Origin of the sequence: Caulobacter ginsengisoli (assembly GCF_030814835.1) — a bacterium.
Lineage (GTDB): Bacteria > Pseudomonadota > Alphaproteobacteria > Caulobacterales > Caulobacteraceae > Caulobacter > Caulobacter ginsengisoli.
Genome location: NZ_JAUSVS010000002.1, coordinates 211,045 through 227,647 on the forward strand (window position 1 = coordinate 211,045; position 16,603 = coordinate 227,647).

15 protein-coding genes are annotated in these 16,603 nt (G+C 69.2%); 7 read left to right on the forward strand and 8 right to left on the reverse strand.

Annotated features, from left to right (window positions below; genetic code table 11):
• Positions 1-69: 69 nt before the first annotated feature.
• The 5 genes from QO010_RS06345 to QO010_RS06365 all read left to right on the forward strand — a co-directional run bounded on the left by QO010_RS06345 (position 70) and on the right by QO010_RS06365 (position 5,485).
• Positions 70-1,602: a hypothetical protein gene (locus QO010_RS06345; RefSeq protein WP_307347467.1), complete on the forward strand. Its 1,533-nt coding sequence runs from the start codon at positions 70-72 to the stop codon at positions 1,600-1,602.
• 65 nt (positions 1,603-1,667) lie between these two features.
• Positions 1,668-3,254, forward strand: coding sequence for a peptide chain release factor 3 (locus QO010_RS06350; RefSeq protein WP_307347469.1), 1,587 nt, complete (start codon positions 1,668-1,670; stop codon positions 3,252-3,254).
• Positions 3,255-3,304: 50 nt separating this feature from the next.
• Positions 3,305-3,619, forward strand: a complete 315-nt coding sequence (locus QO010_RS06355; RefSeq protein ID WP_307347471.1) for a hypothetical protein — start codon at positions 3,305-3,307, stop codon at positions 3,617-3,619.
• 148 nt (positions 3,620-3,767) lie between these two features.
• Positions 3,768-5,129: a hypothetical protein gene (locus QO010_RS06360; RefSeq protein WP_307347473.1), complete on the forward strand. Its 1,362-nt coding sequence runs from the start codon at positions 3,768-3,770 to the stop codon at positions 5,127-5,129.
• Positions 5,126-5,485, forward strand: coding sequence for an energy transducer TonB family protein (locus QO010_RS06365; RefSeq protein ID WP_307347475.1), 360 nt, complete (start codon positions 5,126-5,128; stop codon positions 5,483-5,485). The genes QO010_RS06360 and QO010_RS06365 overlap by 4 nt, the downstream gene beginning before the upstream one ends.
• Positions 5,486-5,489: 4 nt before the next feature.
• Here QO010_RS06365 and QO010_RS06370 read toward each other — a convergent pair whose 3' ends face one another.
• The 7 genes from QO010_RS06370 to pbpC all read right to left on the reverse strand — a co-directional run bounded on the left by QO010_RS06370 (position 5,490) and on the right by pbpC (position 14,413).
• Positions 5,490-6,596 (reverse strand): DUF2336 domain-containing protein, encoded by a 1,107-nt coding sequence (locus QO010_RS06370; RefSeq protein ID WP_307347476.1) that lies wholly within the window; start codon positions 6,594-6,596, stop codon positions 5,490-5,492.
• On the reverse strand, positions 6,593-7,255 hold the full coding sequence (locus tag QO010_RS06375) for a hypothetical protein (RefSeq protein ID WP_307347478.1): 663 nt from the start codon (positions 7,253-7,255) through the stop codon (positions 6,593-6,595). The genes QO010_RS06370 and QO010_RS06375 overlap by 4 nt, the downstream gene beginning before the upstream one ends.
• Positions 7,256-7,328: 73 nt before the next feature.
• Positions 7,329-8,096, reverse strand: a complete 768-nt coding sequence (locus QO010_RS06380; RefSeq protein WP_307347479.1) for an ABC transporter permease — start codon at positions 8,094-8,096, stop codon at positions 7,329-7,331.
• Entirely contained in the window at positions 8,093-8,836 is a 744-nt protein-coding gene (locus QO010_RS06385; protein WP_307347481.1) for an ABC transporter ATP-binding protein, read from the reverse strand. The genes QO010_RS06380 and QO010_RS06385 overlap by 4 nt, the downstream gene beginning before the upstream one ends.
• A 10-nt stretch (positions 8,837-8,846) precedes the next feature.
• Positions 8,847-9,854, reverse strand: a complete 1,008-nt coding sequence (locus QO010_RS06390; RefSeq protein WP_307347483.1) for an ABC transporter substrate-binding protein — start codon at positions 9,852-9,854, stop codon at positions 8,847-8,849.
• Positions 9,855-10,328: 474 nt separating this feature from the next.
• Entirely contained in the window at positions 10,329-12,116 is a 1,788-nt protein-coding gene (locus QO010_RS06395; RefSeq protein ID WP_307347485.1) for an ABC-F family ATP-binding cassette domain-containing protein, read from the reverse strand.
• Positions 12,117-12,157: 41 nt separating this feature from the next.
• Positions 12,158-14,413: a multimodular transpeptidase-transglycosylase PbpC gene (gene pbpC / locus QO010_RS06400; protein ID WP_307347487.1), complete on the reverse strand. Its 2,256-nt coding sequence runs from the start codon at positions 14,411-14,413 to the stop codon at positions 12,158-12,160.
• A 65-nt stretch (positions 14,414-14,478) separates the two neighbouring features.
• On the opposite strand from pbpC, the gene QO010_RS06405 reads away from it, so the two are divergent.
• Positions 14,479-14,958 (forward strand): YcgN family cysteine cluster protein, encoded by a 480-nt coding sequence (locus QO010_RS06405; protein ID WP_307348628.1) that lies wholly within the window; start codon positions 14,479-14,481, stop codon positions 14,956-14,958.
• Here the strand turns inward: QO010_RS06405 and QO010_RS06410 are convergent.
• Positions 14,955-15,416 carry a DUF805 domain-containing protein gene (locus QO010_RS06410; protein WP_307347489.1) on the reverse strand — a complete coding sequence of 154 codons (462 nt, stop codon included), beginning with the start codon at positions 15,414-15,416 and terminating at the stop codon, positions 14,955-14,957. The two genes, QO010_RS06405 and QO010_RS06410, sit on opposite strands and share 4 nt — an antisense overlap.
• 140 nt (positions 15,417-15,556) lie before the next feature.
• Here QO010_RS06410 and QO010_RS06415 point away from each other — a divergent pair, with 140 nt between their 5' ends.
• A complete protein-coding gene (locus tag QO010_RS06415; RefSeq protein WP_307347491.1) occupies positions 15,557-16,519 on the forward strand; it encodes a DnaJ C-terminal domain-containing protein in 963 nt (320 codons plus the stop codon).
• Positions 16,520-16,603: the final 84 nt, after the last annotated feature.

The following is a 16,603-nucleotide window of genomic DNA, read 5'->3' on the forward strand; positions in this document are numbered from 1 at the left end:
GCGGGCGTGCCTAACTGTCGCCGTTGAGTTGAGGGGGCGGGCGGTCCAACAGACCGCCTGATGGGGATTATGCGCAAGGTCTTGAGCCTCGCCTGGCTGGTTCGCGCCGCGGCCGCCGTTATGGTTTCCATGGTGGTGCTGCATCCCGGCGTCGCGCAGGCCAAGTGGCTGCGGGCCGAGAGCGCCAAGTTCATCATCTACAGTGATGGGGATGAAAAGGGTCTGCGCGAATACGTCGCCAAGCTGGAAGAGTTCGACACCATCCTGCGGGCCTTCAACGGTGTCGACCCCAAGGGTCTGCCGCCGCGCAAATTCGAGATGTATCTGGTCAAACAGGACAAGGACTTCCAGCGGGTCTTTCCGGGAGCGGATGAGCAGATCCGCGGCATCTATTCGACCAGCACGGGCGATATCTTCGCCACCGCCATTCTGACACCACTGGGCGGGGGATCGACTGGTAGTCGCCTCAAGTCGAGGACCGATGTCGACAGCGACAACACCGTTCTGCACGAATACACGCACCACTTCATGTTCCAGTACGCGCCCTATGCCTATCCGACCTGGCTCGTCGAGGGCTACGCCGAGTACTACGCCACGACGATCATCACCGGCGACTATTTCGAAGTCGGGTATTTCGACAAGGGCCGGGGCCAGGACCTGCTGTTCAACAAGTGGATCCCGATGGAGGATCTGCTCGGCAAGCCGCTGGCCGACATCGATCCCGAAAAGCGCACCCGGCTCTATGCCGAGGGCTGGCTGCTGACCCACTATCTGCTGAGCACGCCGGAGCACCGGGCGCAGCTGGCCAAGTATATGAAGCTGGTAGGCCAGGGGGCCAGCCCGGTTGGCGCCATGCAGGAGGCCACGGGTCTTACGCCGGCGGCGTTGTTCACCACTCTGGTCGCCTATTCAAAGGGCAACATCGCCTCGCTCCGCACTCCGTTCAAGCGGCCGCAGTATGCGATGACCGTCACCGAGATGCCGCCTTCGGCCGATGATCTGCTGCTGGAAAACCAACGGCTGCGGCGCGGCGAGGTCGACAAGGCGGCCAAGCCCGCCCTGCTGGCTCGCATCCGGCAGGCGGCGGCAAAGTATCCGAATGACCGGCTGGCGCAGCTGACCCTGGCGCGGGCTGAAACCGAATTCGGCGATCGGACCACCGGCGAGGTCATTCTGGGCCGGCTGCTGACCGCCGATCCCAAGGATTCCGAGGCCCTGCTCCTGCTGGCCAATAGCCGCATGGATATGGGCGACACCGATGACGACAAGCGCGATGCCCTCTATCGCGAGGCCGGCAAGCTGCTGGGCCGCGCCTACCAGGCCGATCCCGATCGCTATCAGGTGTTGTATGGCTATATCCGCAGCCGGCTGATCGAGCCCAGTTTCCCAACCGACAACGACATGCAGGTGATGCTGACGGCCCATGACCTGGCGCCGCAGGTCGAGGAGATCACCCTGATCGCGGCTCGCGCCCTGATGCGCCGGAAGCGGTTCGAGGAGGCCAAGGGGCTACTGGGACCGGTCGCCAACAGTCCGCACGGCGGCGAGGCGGCGGAGGCGGCCAAGTCGCTGCTCAAGCAGATCGCCAGCGTCTCGGGCTAGCCGACCGGCGCTGGATGTAACGATGGCGGGTGACAAACGCCGGGGCAGCCGTTACCCCCGCGCTCATGTCGCAATCCGCTATCGCCGCCGAGGCCCAACGCCGGCGCACCTTCGCCATCATCTCCCACCCGGACGCCGGCAAGACGACGCTGACCGAGAACCTGCTGCTGGCCGGCGGGGCGATCCGGGCGGCCGGCGCGGTGCGGGCGCGGGGCGAGAACCGCCGCACCCGGTCCGACTGGATGAAGATCGAGCGCGAGCGGGGCATCAGCGTCTCGGCCAGCGTCATGACCTTCGACCACGCCGGTCTGATGTTCAACCTGCTCGACACCCCCGGCCACGAGGACTTCTCGGAAGACACCTATCGCACCCTGACGGCCGCCGACGCCGCGGTCATGGTGCTGGACGCCGCCAAGGGGATCGAGCCCCAGACCCTGAAGCTGTTCGAGGTCTGCCGCCTGCGCGACATCCCCATCGTCACCTTCATCAACAAGATGGACCGCGAGGCGCAGGACCCCTTCGCTCTGCTGGACGAGATCGCCAGCCGCCTGGCGCTCGATCCCGCCCCGCTCTACTGGCCGGCCGGCTCGGGCGGGCGGTTCAAGGGCATGATGGACCTGCGAGCCCAGAAGTTTCTGCCCTACACCCGCGGCGGCGAGCATCCCGCCGCCCTGCCGATCAATTCCAACGCCATCGCCCAGTATCTCGACCCCGACGAGCAGGGCGAGGTCGAGGAGGGGGCCATGCTGGTCCAGGAGGCCGCCAAGCCGTTCGACGTGCAGTCCTTCCTGGAAGGCCATATGACCCCGGTCTTCTTCGGCTCGGCCCTGCGCCATTTCGGGATCGATCAACTTCTTGGGGGCCTGGCCGCCTACGCCCCGCCGCCCAAGCCGGTGGCGGCCGAGCGCAATGGCCAGCCGACCCATGTGGCCCCTGGCGACCCGGAAGTCTCGGGCTTCGTCTTCAAGGTCCAGGCGAACATGGACCCCAACCACCGCGACCGCATCGCCTTCTTCCGCATGACCTCGGGCCGGTTCACCCGCGGCATGAAGCTCAAGGCCCAGAACACCGGCCGCCAGATGAGCGTCAACGCGCCGATCATGTTCTTCGCCTCCGACCGCGAGCTGGCCGAGGAGGCCTTCGCGGGGGACGTCATCGGCATTCCCAACCACGGGGTCCTGCGGGTGGGCGACAGCCTGTCGGAAACCGGCCAGCTGCGCTTTGCGGGCCTGCCCAACTTCGCTCCGGAAATCCTGCGCCGGGTGCGGGTCAAGGATCCGCTCAAGGCCAAGCATCTGCGCCGCGCGCTCGAAGGCCTGGCCGAGGAGGGGGTGACCCAGCTGTTCCGGCCCAACCTGGGTTCGGATTTCATCGTCGGCGCCGTGGGTCAGCTGCAGTTCGAGGTCATGGCCGACCGGCTGATCAATGAGTACCAGCTGGAAGCCATCTTCGAAGAGTCTCCCTACGCCGAGGCCCGCTGGATGGGCGGGACCGCCGCCGACATCGAGGACTTCGACGACAAGCACAAGACGGCCATGGCCCGCGACATCGACGATCAGCCGGTCTTCCTGGGCAAGTCGAGCTGGGAAATCGGCTACGTCGCCGACCGCTACCCGAAACTGCAGTTCCTGCGCACGCGGGAGCGGGGCTAGCCCCGTCGCGATGGCCATGGCAGCCTGCGGTGATGGCCCTTAAACGCACATTGGCGCTCGGCGCCCTGTCCCTGGGACTGATCGCGGCGGCCCCGCCGCTGCCGCCCTACGGCGAAGCCCTGGCCTGCGCCGCCGTGACCCAGGCGGCGTCCAAGCTGGCGCCGGATGACAGGGAGGCGCTCGATCACGCCATCTACTGGTCGCTCGCCACCATGGATGCGGCGAGGGCGGAGGGGATCTCATCCGCCCAGGCCGAGGCCGACCAGAAGGCGCGACGCGAGGCGTATGTGGGCAAGCTCCGGGACCGTGACCCCAGGATCAATGCCCTGCTGGGCATCTGCGCCATGCGCGTGCCGGCCGCTTGAGCCGTCCACAGCTTCAAGCGCCACGTTAACCATGTTGCTAAAGTTAATGTCTTGTTAACGGCTTAGGACCGGGCTTTGCTGTTGTGGCAACGACCCCGACCCGGGCTGTTCCGGGCTGGGACGTTTATCGCCAGAGAGGCGACGCCATATGTTCGAGTTCGGTCGGGAGTTGCGCCGTGTGTTCAGCGGCGGTGTGCCAGGCGCTTTCAAGGATGGCCTGACCGGGGGCGACAGCGCTCTCCTGGAATTGCTGGACCTGCGCCTCTTGATGGCCGAGGCCCGCGCGGCCGACGTCGCCGCCGGCCGGGTCAGCGCCAAGGACCCCGCCGCCCGCCAGCTTGAAGCCTCCATCGTCTGGCGGGAAGTCGCCCGCCGCTCCGGCGACCCCGTCGCCCTGCGCAAGGCCGCCTCGCACGCCGAAGCCGCCGGCAAGGCCTTCGCCGCCCAGCATCGCGGCGCCGCCCAGGCCCGGGCCCGGGTCGAGCAGGCCCAATGCGCCATGCTGGGCGCCGAGCTGTTCGGCGACGATGGCCTGAACGCCGCCGCCGAGGCCGTGCTCAAGGGAGCCGCTCCGGCCCAGGGCTTCGCCGCCGCTCTCGCCAGCTGCCTGCTGGCCGGCCTGGCCGGCCGCCGCGCCCTGGCCGATGGCGGACTGGAAGCGGCCCTCGACGCCGCCGAGGCCTACGAGACCCCTTTCGCCCGGCTGACGGGCCCGGCCCGCAACGCCGCCCTGGCCCGCCTGGCCCTGGCCGAACAGCGCGGGGCCCGCGCCGACATCCTGGCCGGCTGCGGCTCGCGTCTGAAGGACCTGCGGCTGGTCGACGCCGCCCTGCGGGAGATCACCGCCGCCCTGGCCGTCCTCGACGCCGCCTACGAGCCGCTGATCGTCGCCCGCCTCACCGCGCTGAAGGGCTCGACCCTCACCCTCAAGGGCGAACTGACCGGCGATGTCGGCGCGGTCGCCGATGGGGTCGACACCCTGACCGCCGCCCTGGGCGAGCTGTCCCGCGATCACAGCCCGCTGGACTGGGCGAGAGCCCAGGCCTCGCTGGGCCTGGCGCTGCTGGCGCTGGGCGAGGCGACCGACGCCGGCCGGGCCTTCGAGCAGGCCGTGGCCTGTTTCGACCGCGCCCTGATGGTCCTCGCCAACCAGCCCGAGCTGGCCCTGCGCGCCAGCGTGGTCAACAGCCGGGCCACCTGCCTGGGCCGTCAGGCGGAACTCACCGGCGACCTGGCCGTGCTCGACGCCGCCGAGGCCGCCTTCAAGACCGAACTGGCCGGCCTCTCGCCCGGCCGCGACGCCATCCCCTGGGCCATCGCCCAGATCAACCTGGCCCGCCTCTACGAAACCCGCGTCGAAATCACCGGCCGCGACGAGGGCGCCCTCGACCGGGCGGCGACGGCTCTGGCCGTAGCGCTGGATGTGTTCGGCGAGCAGGGCATGCGCTCGCTGGCCGATCTTGCGGCGCGGGGGCTGGAGCGCCTGCGCGAGCGGGTGGGGCAGGAGTGATCGGCCTTGCCATCGCGCTGTTAGCGGGCGATCTCGGCCCGCCGCGCGATGTGCGTTTCATCGAGAATCCGCAGTGGCTGCAGAGGCCCTCATGGTCCGATGTTTCTCAGTTCTTTCCACAGACGACTGCGCCTCAGTTTCAACCGGTGCACACTATTCTCGTCTGTGCGGTAACCGCGTCAGGGCGCCTCACCCGCTGCACCGTCAGCGTGACGCCGGCCGGCTACGAACGGTTCGGCGAAACGGCGCTGAAGCTATCGACCCGTTTTGTGATGGCGCCCAGAACGCCGGATGGCCGCTCGGTGGCCGGACGTTGGGTGCGGGTGCCGATTATCTTCCAACCGCCGTCGGACTAGCGCCTCAGGCCGCCGCCACGTCTCCGGTCGTCCGCCGCATCCGCCAGAAGCGCACCGTCCGCGTCGCCGTCTCGCGCGGCAGGGCGCTGTAGAGTTCGCCATAGGTCTTGGCCTTGCCCATGGCGTCGGCGTCGCGGTCCAGGATCAGCACCGCGAAGGTCAGGAACAGGCTTCGGTCGAAGTCGGCCGCCTTGCAGACGATGGCCAGGGCGTCCAGCTCGCGCCGGTCGATGATGCGGCGGGCGGTGTGGAAGTCGATCTCGGCCAGCTCGGCCAGGGCTAGCAGGAAGCGGGTCATTTCCCGATTGCGCAGCATGGCCGCCAGGGCTCTGGGCGTGATGTCGCCTCTGGCCTTCATGTTGCGGATATAGGCCTCGCCCTCGGCGAAGTCGGCGGGCAGGGCGCCATCCTGGGCCGCCACGCGCTTGCGGCCGGCCTCGAGGGCGGCTTCCAGCTCGGCGGGGTCGATGGTGGCGTTGCGGGCCATGATGGTGTCGCGCAGCCGGGCCTCGACCATGAAATACATGTCGTTGAGCAGGTCGACCGGCAGACTCTGGCGATCGATGACGATCTCGTGCAGGGCCGGGTTGGCCGCGGCGCGGTCGACCACCCGCTCATGGGCTTCGCGTGACAGCGAGGCGCCCTCGTTGCCGAGCAGGACGCCCAGGGTGTTGTCGTCGCCGCGCTCGACGATGACGTCGGAGACCGACATCGGCACGGCCGGGCGTTGCGAAATGGCCCGCAGATGCTCCTGGCCCTGGGTGCGGGCCACGTGCTCCAGATCGGCGTCGGTCAGGCCCGAGGCCCGTTCCAGCACCGGCCGGGCGACCTCGATATGGTCGCTGGCCAGATTGCGCAGCAGGCTGGAGGGCGCGGTGTGGGCGCCGGCCATGCGCTGGGCCAGCTCGGCGCGGACGGCGGTTTCCATGTCGCCGGCCAGCTTGTTCATCACGTCGTCGAACAGCGCCATCTCCCCGGCGCCATGACCCTCATGGGTGAAGAACATGTCGGTGACGCTGCGCAGCAGCTCACGCCGCCGCTCGCTGGAAGGCTGCTCGGCCAGGGCGATCAGGTCGCTGAGGCGGCTGGAGGCGGCGGCGGGGGAACTCATGGGGCGCCTTCGGAGGTCAGGCCGGGATCGTCGGCGGCGCCCCAGTCAGGGTCGCCCGCGTCGGCGGTGCGCGGCTTCTTGGGCTTGGGATCGTCCAGCGGCGTGGTCAGGCTGGTCGTCGGGCGAAAGGCCATGCCGCCGGCTCCGGCGGGCGGAGCGATGGCGTCGGGCGTGCCGCCATATTCGCGGATCACCGAATAGGACCGGGTCGGCGAGCCGGCATAGGGGTTGGCGGCCAGCTTGGTCGGGCCAGGCGGCGGCGGCAGGCTGGCGACCGGCGCCGCCGGCGGCCGGGGCGCGGCGTAGAGGCTGTCCGGCAGGGGCGCGGTCGGCGGCGCGGGAGCCGCGGTGGGCGCGGCGGGCGGAGCGTAGGTGGGCCCGCCGCCATAAAGGCCGTTGGCCAACCGTTGCGGCGCGGCGGGCTGCTGCGGCTGCGGCGCGGTCGGCGCGGCGGAGGCGACCTTGCCGGGCCAGGCCAGGGTCGGGCCGGCATAGCTGATCGGAGTGGGGGCGCCCGGCAGGGCGGCGGCGGTGGGCGCTGTGGCTGCGACCGGCGCGGCGCGCGGGACCGGCGGCGGTCCGTAGCGGTCGCCGGCCATGGCGGTCGACGCGACGGCGGTCGCGGCGACGGTCAGGGCGAAGAACGGAACCAGGCGCATGGGGGCGGCCAAACTGCGAAGGACGACCCAAGGCTTACGCCCCGCCGCTTAACCTTGACCTAACGCCCCCAAACTAGCGCCCTCGCCACCAGGCCAGAATCCGCCGCTCGGCCAGGCCCAGCAGGGCGTAGACCGCCGCGCCCATGATCCCCAGGATCAGCAGAGCGGCGAACGCCTTGGCGACCTGCAGGCGGAACAGCGATTCCTGGATGCGCCAGGCCAGGCCGATGACCCCGCCGCCTGCCGCGGCGAACTCGGCGATCACCGCCCCGACCAGGGCCAGGCCGGCCGCCACCTTGTGGCCCTCCAGTACGAAGGGGATGGACGAGGGGATTCGCAGGCGGGTCAGGGTCTGCCAGCGGCTGGCCCCATAGAGGCGGAAGAGGCGCTCCAGGTCTGGATCGGCGGCCTTCATGCCGGTCAGGGCGCCCGAGAAGATCGGGAAGAAGGCGACGATGGCGGCCAGGGAGATGACCGCGCGCTCCGGATGCGCCACCCCCGCCCAGATCTGCACGATGGGGGCGATGGCGATGATCGGGGTGACCTGCAGGGTGACGACCAGGGGTCGCACCGCCCGCTCCAGGATGCCGCTTAGCGAGACGGCCAGGGCCAGCAGGCCGGAGATCAGGCTGGCGACGACCAGGGCGATGAAGGCCCGTGACAGAGTGCCCCAGGCCGACAGGGCCAGCAGCGGGGCGTCCTTGATCGCCTCGGTCCAGATCGCCGAGGGGGCGGGCAGGAAGTAGGGCTTGATGTCCATCAGCCGGCAGGCCGCCTCCCAGCCGCCGATCAGCAGGGCCAGCAGCAGGATGGGCGCGACCTGGTCGACGATCCGCCTCATGCCGCCGCCCGTCCCGTGGCCAGCAGGTCGGAGACCTGCTCGGCGGTGGCCCGGAAGCCCTCGGTGGTGCGGAAACCGTGCGGGCGGGGCAGGGGACCGGTCACCACCCGCTCCCCGGCCAGCACGCCGGGGCCGGGGGTCATGGCGACCACCCGCTGGGCCATGTAGACGGCCTCCTCGACGTTGTGGGTGACGAAGAGAATGGTGGGGCGGGTCTCCTGCCACAGGGCCAGCACGTCGTCGGCCAGGGTGCGGCGGGTGATCTCGTCCAGCGCCGCGAAGGGCTCGTCCAGCAGCAGCAGCCGGGGCGAGGTGACCAGCGCTCTCGCCAATGACACCCGCATGGCCATGCCGCCCGACAGCTGGGCCGGCCGCGCCGCCTCCGCGCCCGCCAGTCCGACCCGGCCGAGCGCCGCGCGCGCCTGGTCGCGGGCTTCTTTGGACGCCATGCCGGCCAGTTCCAGCGGCAGGGCGACATTATCCGTGGCGCTCAGCCAGGGCGCCAGAGTCGGGGCCTGGAAGACCAGCGAGGTCTCGCCTCGCCCGGCCGCCCGCGTCACCGTCCCTCGCGTCGGTCCTTCGAGTCCCGCCAGCAGCCGCAGCGCCGTCGACTTGCCGCAGCCCGACGGCCCGACCAGCGCGACGATCTCGCCGGCCTCAAGGCTCAGGCTGAACGGCCCCACCGCCCGGCCCCGCTTGCCGTACTCGACCTCGACATCCTTGAGGGAGGCGATGGTCACCTTGTGAATCCTAGGCGGGCGCCTTGGGCAGGAACTCGAGCGTGTAGGCGGCCTTATAGTCCAGGTCCTTTGGATAGACCCCCTGTCCGGAGGCCATCTGGAAGAACGCCTCCCACCGCGCGTCGGTCATGACGCCGACGCCGCCCTTGGCCGCGTCGCCGCTTTCGACGATGCCGTAGTCGCGCATCAGCTGGCGGGCATGGGCCAGCAGGTCGGGCGTCATCTCCGGGTTGTCCTTCATGATCAGGGCGTCGGCCGCCTTGGTGTCGTCATGCAGGTAGGACTTCCAGCCGATGGCGCTGGCCTCGACAAAGGCGCGCACGGCGTCGGGGCTCTTGTCGATGAAGGCCTGCGACGCCATCGCCATGGTGCCGTAGCTGGGATAGCCGTTGTCGGCGAGCAGGAAGACGGCGGGCTTCAGGCCGGCCTCCTTCTCGATCGTATAGGGCTCGCTGGACAGATAGCCCTGCTGCACCACGCTCTTGTCGGCCAGGAACGGGCCGGTCGAGAAATTGTACGGGCGCAGCTGGTCGTCGGTGAAGCCGTACTTGGCCTTCAGCCACACCCAGATGCCGGTGCGCGACTCGCCCGACAGCAACATCGGGTGGCCCTTCATGTCGGCGATCGTCTTGATGCCGACGTCGGGGTGGGCGATCAGCACCTGGACGTCCTTCTGGAAGAAGGCGGCCACGGTCTTCACCGGCCGCTTCTCCAGGGCCATGTTCAGCACCACGAAGTCGTTGGAACCCATGCCCATCTCGACGGCGTTGTTCGAGAGCAGCGTCGGGATGGAGACGTTCGGGCCGCCCTGGATGATCTGCACGTCCAGGCCGCGTTTGGCGTATTCGCCGGTCGCCAGGGCCTGGTAGAAGCCGCCGTGCTCGCCCTGGGCCCGCCAATCGGTGGCGAAGCGCAGCTGAGTGCGGCCGGTGGGCGTCTTGTCCTTCTTAGCGGCGGGCGCGCAGGCGGCGGCCAAAGCAGCGGCGGCGCCGGCGATCATCAGGCGTCTGGACGGCATGGAACTCTCCCCGAAGAGAGGGCGAGCCTAGGGCGGCGGCCCTGCGCCGTCGATGGAATTTTCCGGAAAATGAGGCCCTGAAGCGAGCAAGGAGGCGAAGCTTCCGGTTGCCCGGCCGCTTCGCCTCCTCACCCAAGCCCCGTAAGGGACCTGTGGCCTTCAGGTACGGATCGGCATCGTTTCCAGGTTGCCCTGGCGATTTCCAGTCCCGGCCTTGATCCGGTTTCCAGCGGTCTCCCGCTGGTCCTAAGGATCAGGACCATCCCGTTCGCTTGGCCTTCCGGTTTCCCGTCTCGCCCGCGCCGCGGTTCCTGTCGGCGAGTTGACTTTCCGATGCTTACGGCGTTTAAGCAACCGCCCAGAAAAGCCAGCTTGTGAATACTGACTTCACGGCCGGTGGGCGACTTGTGGATAAGATGTGGACGGCGCCTTGCTGGCCCTTGCCGCGGCAGGGATTGCGGTTTTCCACAATATTCAGCCGCCGGCCAGCGCCTCGCGCTTCTCTTCCAGCAGCAGCCATTCCTCCTCGGCCGCCGCCACCTTGGCGCGGATGGCGTCGAGCGAGGCGCTGATGTCGGCGAAGGCCTTGGGGTTCTTGGCGTAGAGGGCCGGGTCGTGCAGCCGGGCTTCCAGCTGGGCCATCTCGGCCGGCGCCGTCTCGATCAGCTTTTCCAGCTCCTCCAGCCGACGCTGGTCCTTGTAGCTGAGCTTGACCGAAATCTTCGGCGCGGCCGCCGCCTTGGGCGCGGCCTTGGCCACGGCGGGCTTGGGGTGTTCGAAGAAGTCCGGGTTCTGGGCGGTGAAGTCGGTCCAGCCGCCGGGGGTCTCGACGACCTGGCCGCGGCCGTCCAGGGCGATGGTCGATGTGGCCAGGCGGTCGATGAAGTCACGGTCGTGGCTGACCAGGATCAGGGTGCCGTCGAAATCGGCCAGCAGGTCCTCGAGCAGGTCGAGCGTATCCATGTCCAGGTCGTTGGTCGGCTCGTCCAGGACCAGCAGATTGGCGGGCGTCGCCAGGGCCCGGGCCAGCAGCAGGCGCGCCCGCTCGCCGCCTGACAGGCTGGCGACCGGCTGGCGCAGCTGGTTGTCGCGGAACAGGAACTCCTTGGCGTAGCCGGCCACATGGCGGGGGAGGCCCCGCACCATGATCTGGTCGCCGCCGCCCTCGGTCAGGGCGTCCCACAGGGTCTCGTCGGGCGACAGCCTGGCCCGGGCCTGGTCGATATAGGCGACCTCCAGGTTGGCCCCCAGCTTGACCTCGCCGCCGTCGGACTTCAGCTCGCCCAGCAGCAGCCGCACCAGGGTGGTCTTGCCCGCGCCATTGGGGCCGACCACGGCGACCCGGTCGCCGCGCAGGATGCGGGTGGAGAAGCCGTTGACGATGACCTTGTCGCCGAAGGCCTTGGCCAGGTTCTTGACCTCGGCGACCCGCTGGCCGGAGAGGCCGGAGCTGCTGAGACCCATGACCAGTTGGCCGCGCGAATCCCGCAGCGCTTCCGACTTCTGCTCGCGCAGGGCCATCAGCCGGCGGCGGCGGCCCTCGTTGCGGGCCCGGCGGCCGGTGACGCCGCGCTGCAGCCAGTGCTCCTCGCGGGCCAGGGCCTTGTTGAGGCGCCGCGCCTCCTCGACCTGCGCCTCGGCGACCTTTTCGGCCCAGTCGTCGAAGGCGGCGAAGCCCTTGTCGAGGCGACGGACCTGGCGGTCTTCCAGCCAGAAGCAGCGGCGGGTGACCCGGGTCAGGAAGGCGCGGTCGTGGCTGACGATCAGGGCGGCGGACCGGGTGGCGGCCAGCTGCTCCTCCAGCGTCTCGATAGCGAAGATGTCCAGGTGGTTGGTCGGCTCGTCGAGCAGCAGCACGTCGGGGGCTTCGCCCAGGCCGCGGGCCAGGGCGGCCCGGCGGATCTCGCCGCCCGACAGGCCGGTGGTGGTCTTGGCCGGGTCCATGCCGAAGGCCTGCAGGGCGGCCTCGGCCTCGTAGGGCTGGGCGCCGCCCATGGTGGCGTAGTCCAGCAGGGTCGCGCCGGTGATGACCGGCTCCTGGGGCACGATCACCACCCGGGCGGCCGGGGTGATGAAGCGCTCGCCGGAGTCGGCGGCGATCTCGCCGGCCAGCATCCGCAGCAGGGTCGACTTGCCCGCCCCGTTGCGCCCGACCAGGCAGGCGCGCACGCCGGGCTCGAGCCCGAGGTCGACCCCTTCAAAGAGAGGGCGGGCGCCGTCGGCGAGACGGACGTCCTTGAGAGCGAGAATGGGCGGCGGCATGGGAGGGGGGTGGAACCACGGCGGCTGCCGTAAGTCCAGAGCTAGAACGGTATCGGCTCTTCCGGCTTGGGCGGGGGCGGGGGCGCCACGACCGGCGGCGGGACGTCCATCTTCCTCGCCGCCTCCGCAGCCTCGTCCGACGCCCGGCCGAAGTCGGCGGCCAGGTCGCTATAGAAGCCGTTGCGGGGGTCGGCCTGCATTTCCGGTACCGGGTCCGGCAGCAGCCAGTCGAAGTCGCGGACCGGCAGGCCGTCGTGGGCGGCGATCATGAACCTGCGCCAGATCATCGCCGGCAGGGTGCCGCCGGCCACATGGGCCATGGGCTTGTCGTCGTCGTTGCCCAGCCAGACCCCGGCCACGTAGTCGGGGGTGAAGCCGACGAACCAGGCGTCGCGCCAGTTCTGGCTGGTGCCGGTCTTGCCGGCGGCCGGCCGGTTGAAGGCCGCCTTGGTCCCCGTGCCGCGGGTCAGCACCTTCTCCATCATCTTCACCATCATGCTGGCGAAGTGGATGTCATAGACCTCGCCGGGGGCCTGGGCGGCATGGCTGTAGAGGGGCTGGCCGCCCTGGGTGGCGATGGTCTCGATCATGTAGGGCTCGATACGCTTACCGCCCTGCTGGAAGACCTGGAAACCGCTGACCAGGTCCAGCAGATTCACTTCGTAGCTGCCCAGCGCGACCGACAGGTCGGGATTGGACGGGATGTCCTTGAGGCCAAACCGCCGGGCCAGGTCGCCGATCGCCGGCCCCTTGACCTCCTGGGCCAGCTTGACCGCCACGGTGTTGATCGACTTGGCCAGCGCCGTCTCGACCGTCACCGTGCCGCTGTAGCCGGCGCCATAGTTCTCCGGCTCCCAGTCGCCGATCTTGACCGGCCCGTCGACCCGCTGGTCGGTGGGCAGCACGCCCTTCTCCAGGGCGGCGGCGTAGACAAAGGGCTTGAAGGTCGAGCCGGGTTGGCGCTTGGCCTGGACGGCGCGGTTGAACGGGGTTTCGTCGAAATCGGCCCCGCCGACCATCACCCGGATGGCGCCGTCGGTCGAAAGCGCCAGCAGGGCCCCCTGGTGGGCGCCCATCCGGGCCCCGTCGGTGCGCAGCACCTCGCGCAGGGTCTGGGCGCCGATGCGCTGCAGCTTGGTGTCGATGGAGAGCTTGACGACCAGGTCGGGTGAGTTGGCGCCGACCAGCCGCACCGCCTCGGTGGTGGCGTAGTCGAGCACATAGCCCAGGTCGCCGTCCTGCTGGATGGCCCCGGCCGCCAGTTTCGGGGTCTCGGCCATGGCCTGGTCGTACTCGGCCTGGGTCAGCCACTTCTCCCTGAGCATATTGCCCAGCACCAGGTGCGAACGGGCCAGGGCCGCGCCCATGTTGCGGGTCAGGGCCAGGCGCGAGGGGGCCTTGGGCAGCGAGGCCAGCAGGGCCGCCTCGCCCCGGGTCAGCTGGCTGGCCGGCTTGCCGAAATAGGCCCTGGAGGCGCCGTCGATGCCGTAGGTGTTGGCCCCGAAGAAGATGCGGTTGAGGTAGAGGGTCAGCACCTCGTCCTTGCTCAGCACCTTCTGCAGGCGATGGGCCATCAGCGCCTCCTGCAGCTTGCGCTTCATGGTCTGCTCGGGGGTCAGGAACAGGCCCTTGGCCAGCTGCTGGGTGATGGTCGAGCCGCCCTGCACGACGTGGCCGGCCCGCCAGTTGCTGAAGCTGGCCCGGGCGATGCCGTAAAAATCGATGGCGCCGTGGTGATAGAAGCGGCGGTCCTCGGCGGCCAGGAAGGCCTCGGGGACGTATTTGGGCAGCTCGTCCAGCTTGACCCGGTCGCCATAGCGCGGCCCCCGGCTGGCGATCACCACCCCGTCCTTGTCCTGGAAGCGGATGCCCGGCGCGCGGTTCATGGCGAACAGCGCCTCGCGGCTGGGCAGGGCCGGCACGTCGGCCAGGTATTTGAACCAGACAAAGGTCGCGCCGGCGATCAGCACCACCAGCCCGACGGCGGCGGCCACCGCCATGGTCTTCCACAGCCAGGCCAGGCGGGCGTACCAGGGCCTATCCCCACCGCCGCCGGGCGGATTGCCGAACAGGCCGCCGGACTTGGCCCCAGGAGATTGGGCCTTGCGCGGCCTGGGTTCCTTCGAGGCCTTGGGCTCCTTGGCGGCCTTGGGAGGTTTCGGCGGTTTGGGTTTGGGCCCCTTGGCCTTGCCGAACGCCGCCTTGGAGTCGGCCGGTTGCGGCGCCGCCTCGGGCTCGGGCGGGCTGGCGGGCTGTTCGTCGAACCGGTAGGGTTCCAGGGACCAATCGTCGGACAAGAGCGCTCTTTTACGGGCAGGCCAGTCGGGTTTGAGTTTGCGGCCTAAGGGTTTAGGACGAGCGGATCATGTCGCGCAAACCCTTCTGGGAGACGAAGACCCTCCGGCAGATGACCGTGCGCGAGTGGGAAAGTCTATGCGACGGCTGCGGCCTTTGCTGCCTGGTTCGCTTCGAGGATGAGGAAAGCGGCGAAATCATCCCCACAAGGGTGCATTGCCAGCTGTTCAATCCCGACACCTGCCAGTGCACGGACTACGCCAACCGCCGGGCCACGGTGCCCGACTGTGTCAAGCTGAGCCCCGACAATATCGACAAACTGCACTGGATGCCGCCCTCCTGCGCCTATCGCCGGATCAATGAAGGCAAGCCGTTGCCCGACTGGCATCCGCTGGTCACCGGCGATCCGGAGAGCGTGCACCGGGCGGGCGTCTCGATCCGGGGCCAGACCATCAACGAACTGACTCTGGACGAACCGGAGGATGCGCTGGACTTCGCGGCCTGGGACCTGATGCGGGATAAGAGCGACGATCCGGTCGAGGATTAGGCCAGGCTTGTTGGCGCCGGCGGTCCAAACCGGTTCTCGCCGGGCTGGCCGCCACTGGCGCCGATCCAGATCAGGAAGATGGTCCAGATCGTCCCGGCGGCCAGGAAGCCCAGGGCCAGCCAGCCGAAGGCCTGGGCGATGACCCACCAGTCGGCGCCGTTGTCGAACCGATGGAGGTTGGAGAAGACGGTCGCGCCGCTCATGATCAGCCCCACCAGCGGCAGGATGGCGAAGGCCAGGAAGGGGATGATCTGCAGCCAGCCGGTGCGGCCCATGTCATGCAGCCGCTTGGCGTAGACGCAGACGTGGCAATAGAGGCTGAGCAGAACCGCGATCTGCCCGAACACCGGGAACCAGCCGATCAGCAGGCCGCCCCCGAACAGGATCAGCCAGCCCAGCCAGAAATGGGCCCGGTTGATGCGGCCCTCCGGACTGAAGAACAGCGTCAGCCAACTCATGATTCCCTCCCGAGCGCCCTTTAACGGAGGCTATCCGGTTTCGCCCCCTAAGTTGTGGCAAAAATATCACATTCGCCCTTGCTTCCCATGGCGCTGGCCTTAAGTGATAGAGTGGTCGAGTCAGTCGTTTCGAGGCCCCTTTGGCGCAAGACCCCTACCAGGAACTGGGCGTATCCCGCGGCGCGGGGGCGGACGATATCCGCAAGGCCTTCCGCAAGCTGGCCAAGCAGCATCACCCCGACACCAACCCCAACAACAAGGTGTCCGAGGAGCGGTTCAAACGCATAACCGCCGCGTTCGACATCCTGGGCGACCCGGAGAAGAAGAAGAAGTTCGACCGCGGCGAGATCGACGCCGACGGCCGTGAGGCCCACCCGGGCTTCGGCGGCGGCAATCCGTTCCAGAACGGCGGCTTCCGCTCGGGCGCGGGACGCGCCGGCGCGCACGGCGCCGGTCCGGGGCCCAATCCCTTCCAGTCCGGCGGCGCCTTCGAGGGCATGGATCTCAACGACATCCTCGGCGACATGATGGGCGGCCGGGCGGGCCGGGGCGCGGGCGGCGGCTTCGGCGGCGGCTTCTCCGCCCGGGGCCAGGACCTGCGCGCCCATCTCGACATCGACCTGGAGGACGCCATCAAGGGCGCCAAGAAGCGCATCGCCTTCTCGGACGGCCGCACCATCGACATCAACATCCCCAAGGGCGCCCAGGACCACCAGACCCTGCGGCTGAAGGGCCAGGGCGCGCCCGGCCGCGCCGGGCCGGGCGACGCCCTGATCGAACTGTCGATCCGCAATCACCCGCTCTATCGCCGCGAAGGCGACACGCTGATCATGGACCTGCCGATCAGCGCCCCGGACGCCATCCTGGGCGGCAAGGTCGAGGCGCCGACGCCGGACGGGCCGGTGACCCTGACCGTGCCGCGCGGGGCCTCCAGCGGCCAGTCGCTGCGGCTCAAGGGCCGGGGCTTCATCGACGCCAAGGGCAAGCGCGGCGATCTGCTGGCCCGGCTGATGATCGTCCTGCCCGACACCATCGATCCGGAGCTGGAAAAGTTCGCCGAGTCCTGGCGCAAGGATCGTCCGTATTCGCCCCGGCGGCGGTGAATTCGCCTGTCGTCATGCTTGAGGGTGACAGGCTGGGCCTGACGCCGCATAACCTGTTCATTCAGCCCCTATTCAGCCGCGCGC

What these genes read in the sequence shown, in the direction of transcription:
- QO010_RS06345 (WP_307347467.1), top strand. Translation starts at nt 70, where the DNA reads ATGCGCAAGGTCTTGAGCCTCGCCTGGCTGGTTCGCGCCGCGGCCGCC.
- QO010_RS06350 (WP_307347469.1), top strand. Translation starts at nt 1,668, where the DNA reads ATGTCGCAATCCGCTATCGCCGCCGAGGCCCAACGCCGGCGCACCTTC.
- QO010_RS06360 (WP_307347473.1), top strand. Translation starts at nt 3,768, where the DNA reads ATGTTCGAGTTCGGTCGGGAGTTGCGCCGTGTGTTCAGCGGCGGTGTG.
- QO010_RS06370 (WP_307347476.1), bottom strand. Translation starts at nt 6,596, where the DNA reads ATGAGTTCCCCCGCCGCCGCCTCCAGCCGCCTCAGCGACCTGATCGCC.
- QO010_RS06375 (WP_307347478.1), bottom strand. Translation starts at nt 7,255, where the DNA reads ATGCGCCTGGTTCCGTTCTTCGCCCTGACCGTCGCCGCGACCGCCGTC.
- QO010_RS06380 (WP_307347479.1), bottom strand. Translation starts at nt 8,096, where the DNA reads ATGAGGCGGATCGTCGACCAGGTCGCGCCCATCCTGCTGCTGGCCCTG.
- QO010_RS06390 (WP_307347483.1), bottom strand. Translation starts at nt 9,854, where the DNA reads ATGCCGTCCAGACGCCTGATGATCGCCGGCGCCGCCGCTGCTTTGGCC.
- QO010_RS06395 (WP_307347485.1), bottom strand. Translation starts at nt 12,116, where the DNA reads ATGCCGCCGCCCATTCTCGCTCTCAAGGACGTCCGTCTCGCCGACGGC.
- QO010_RS06410 (WP_307347489.1), bottom strand. Translation starts at nt 15,416, where the DNA reads ATGAGTTGGCTGACGCTGTTCTTCAGTCCGGAGGGCCGCATCAACCGG.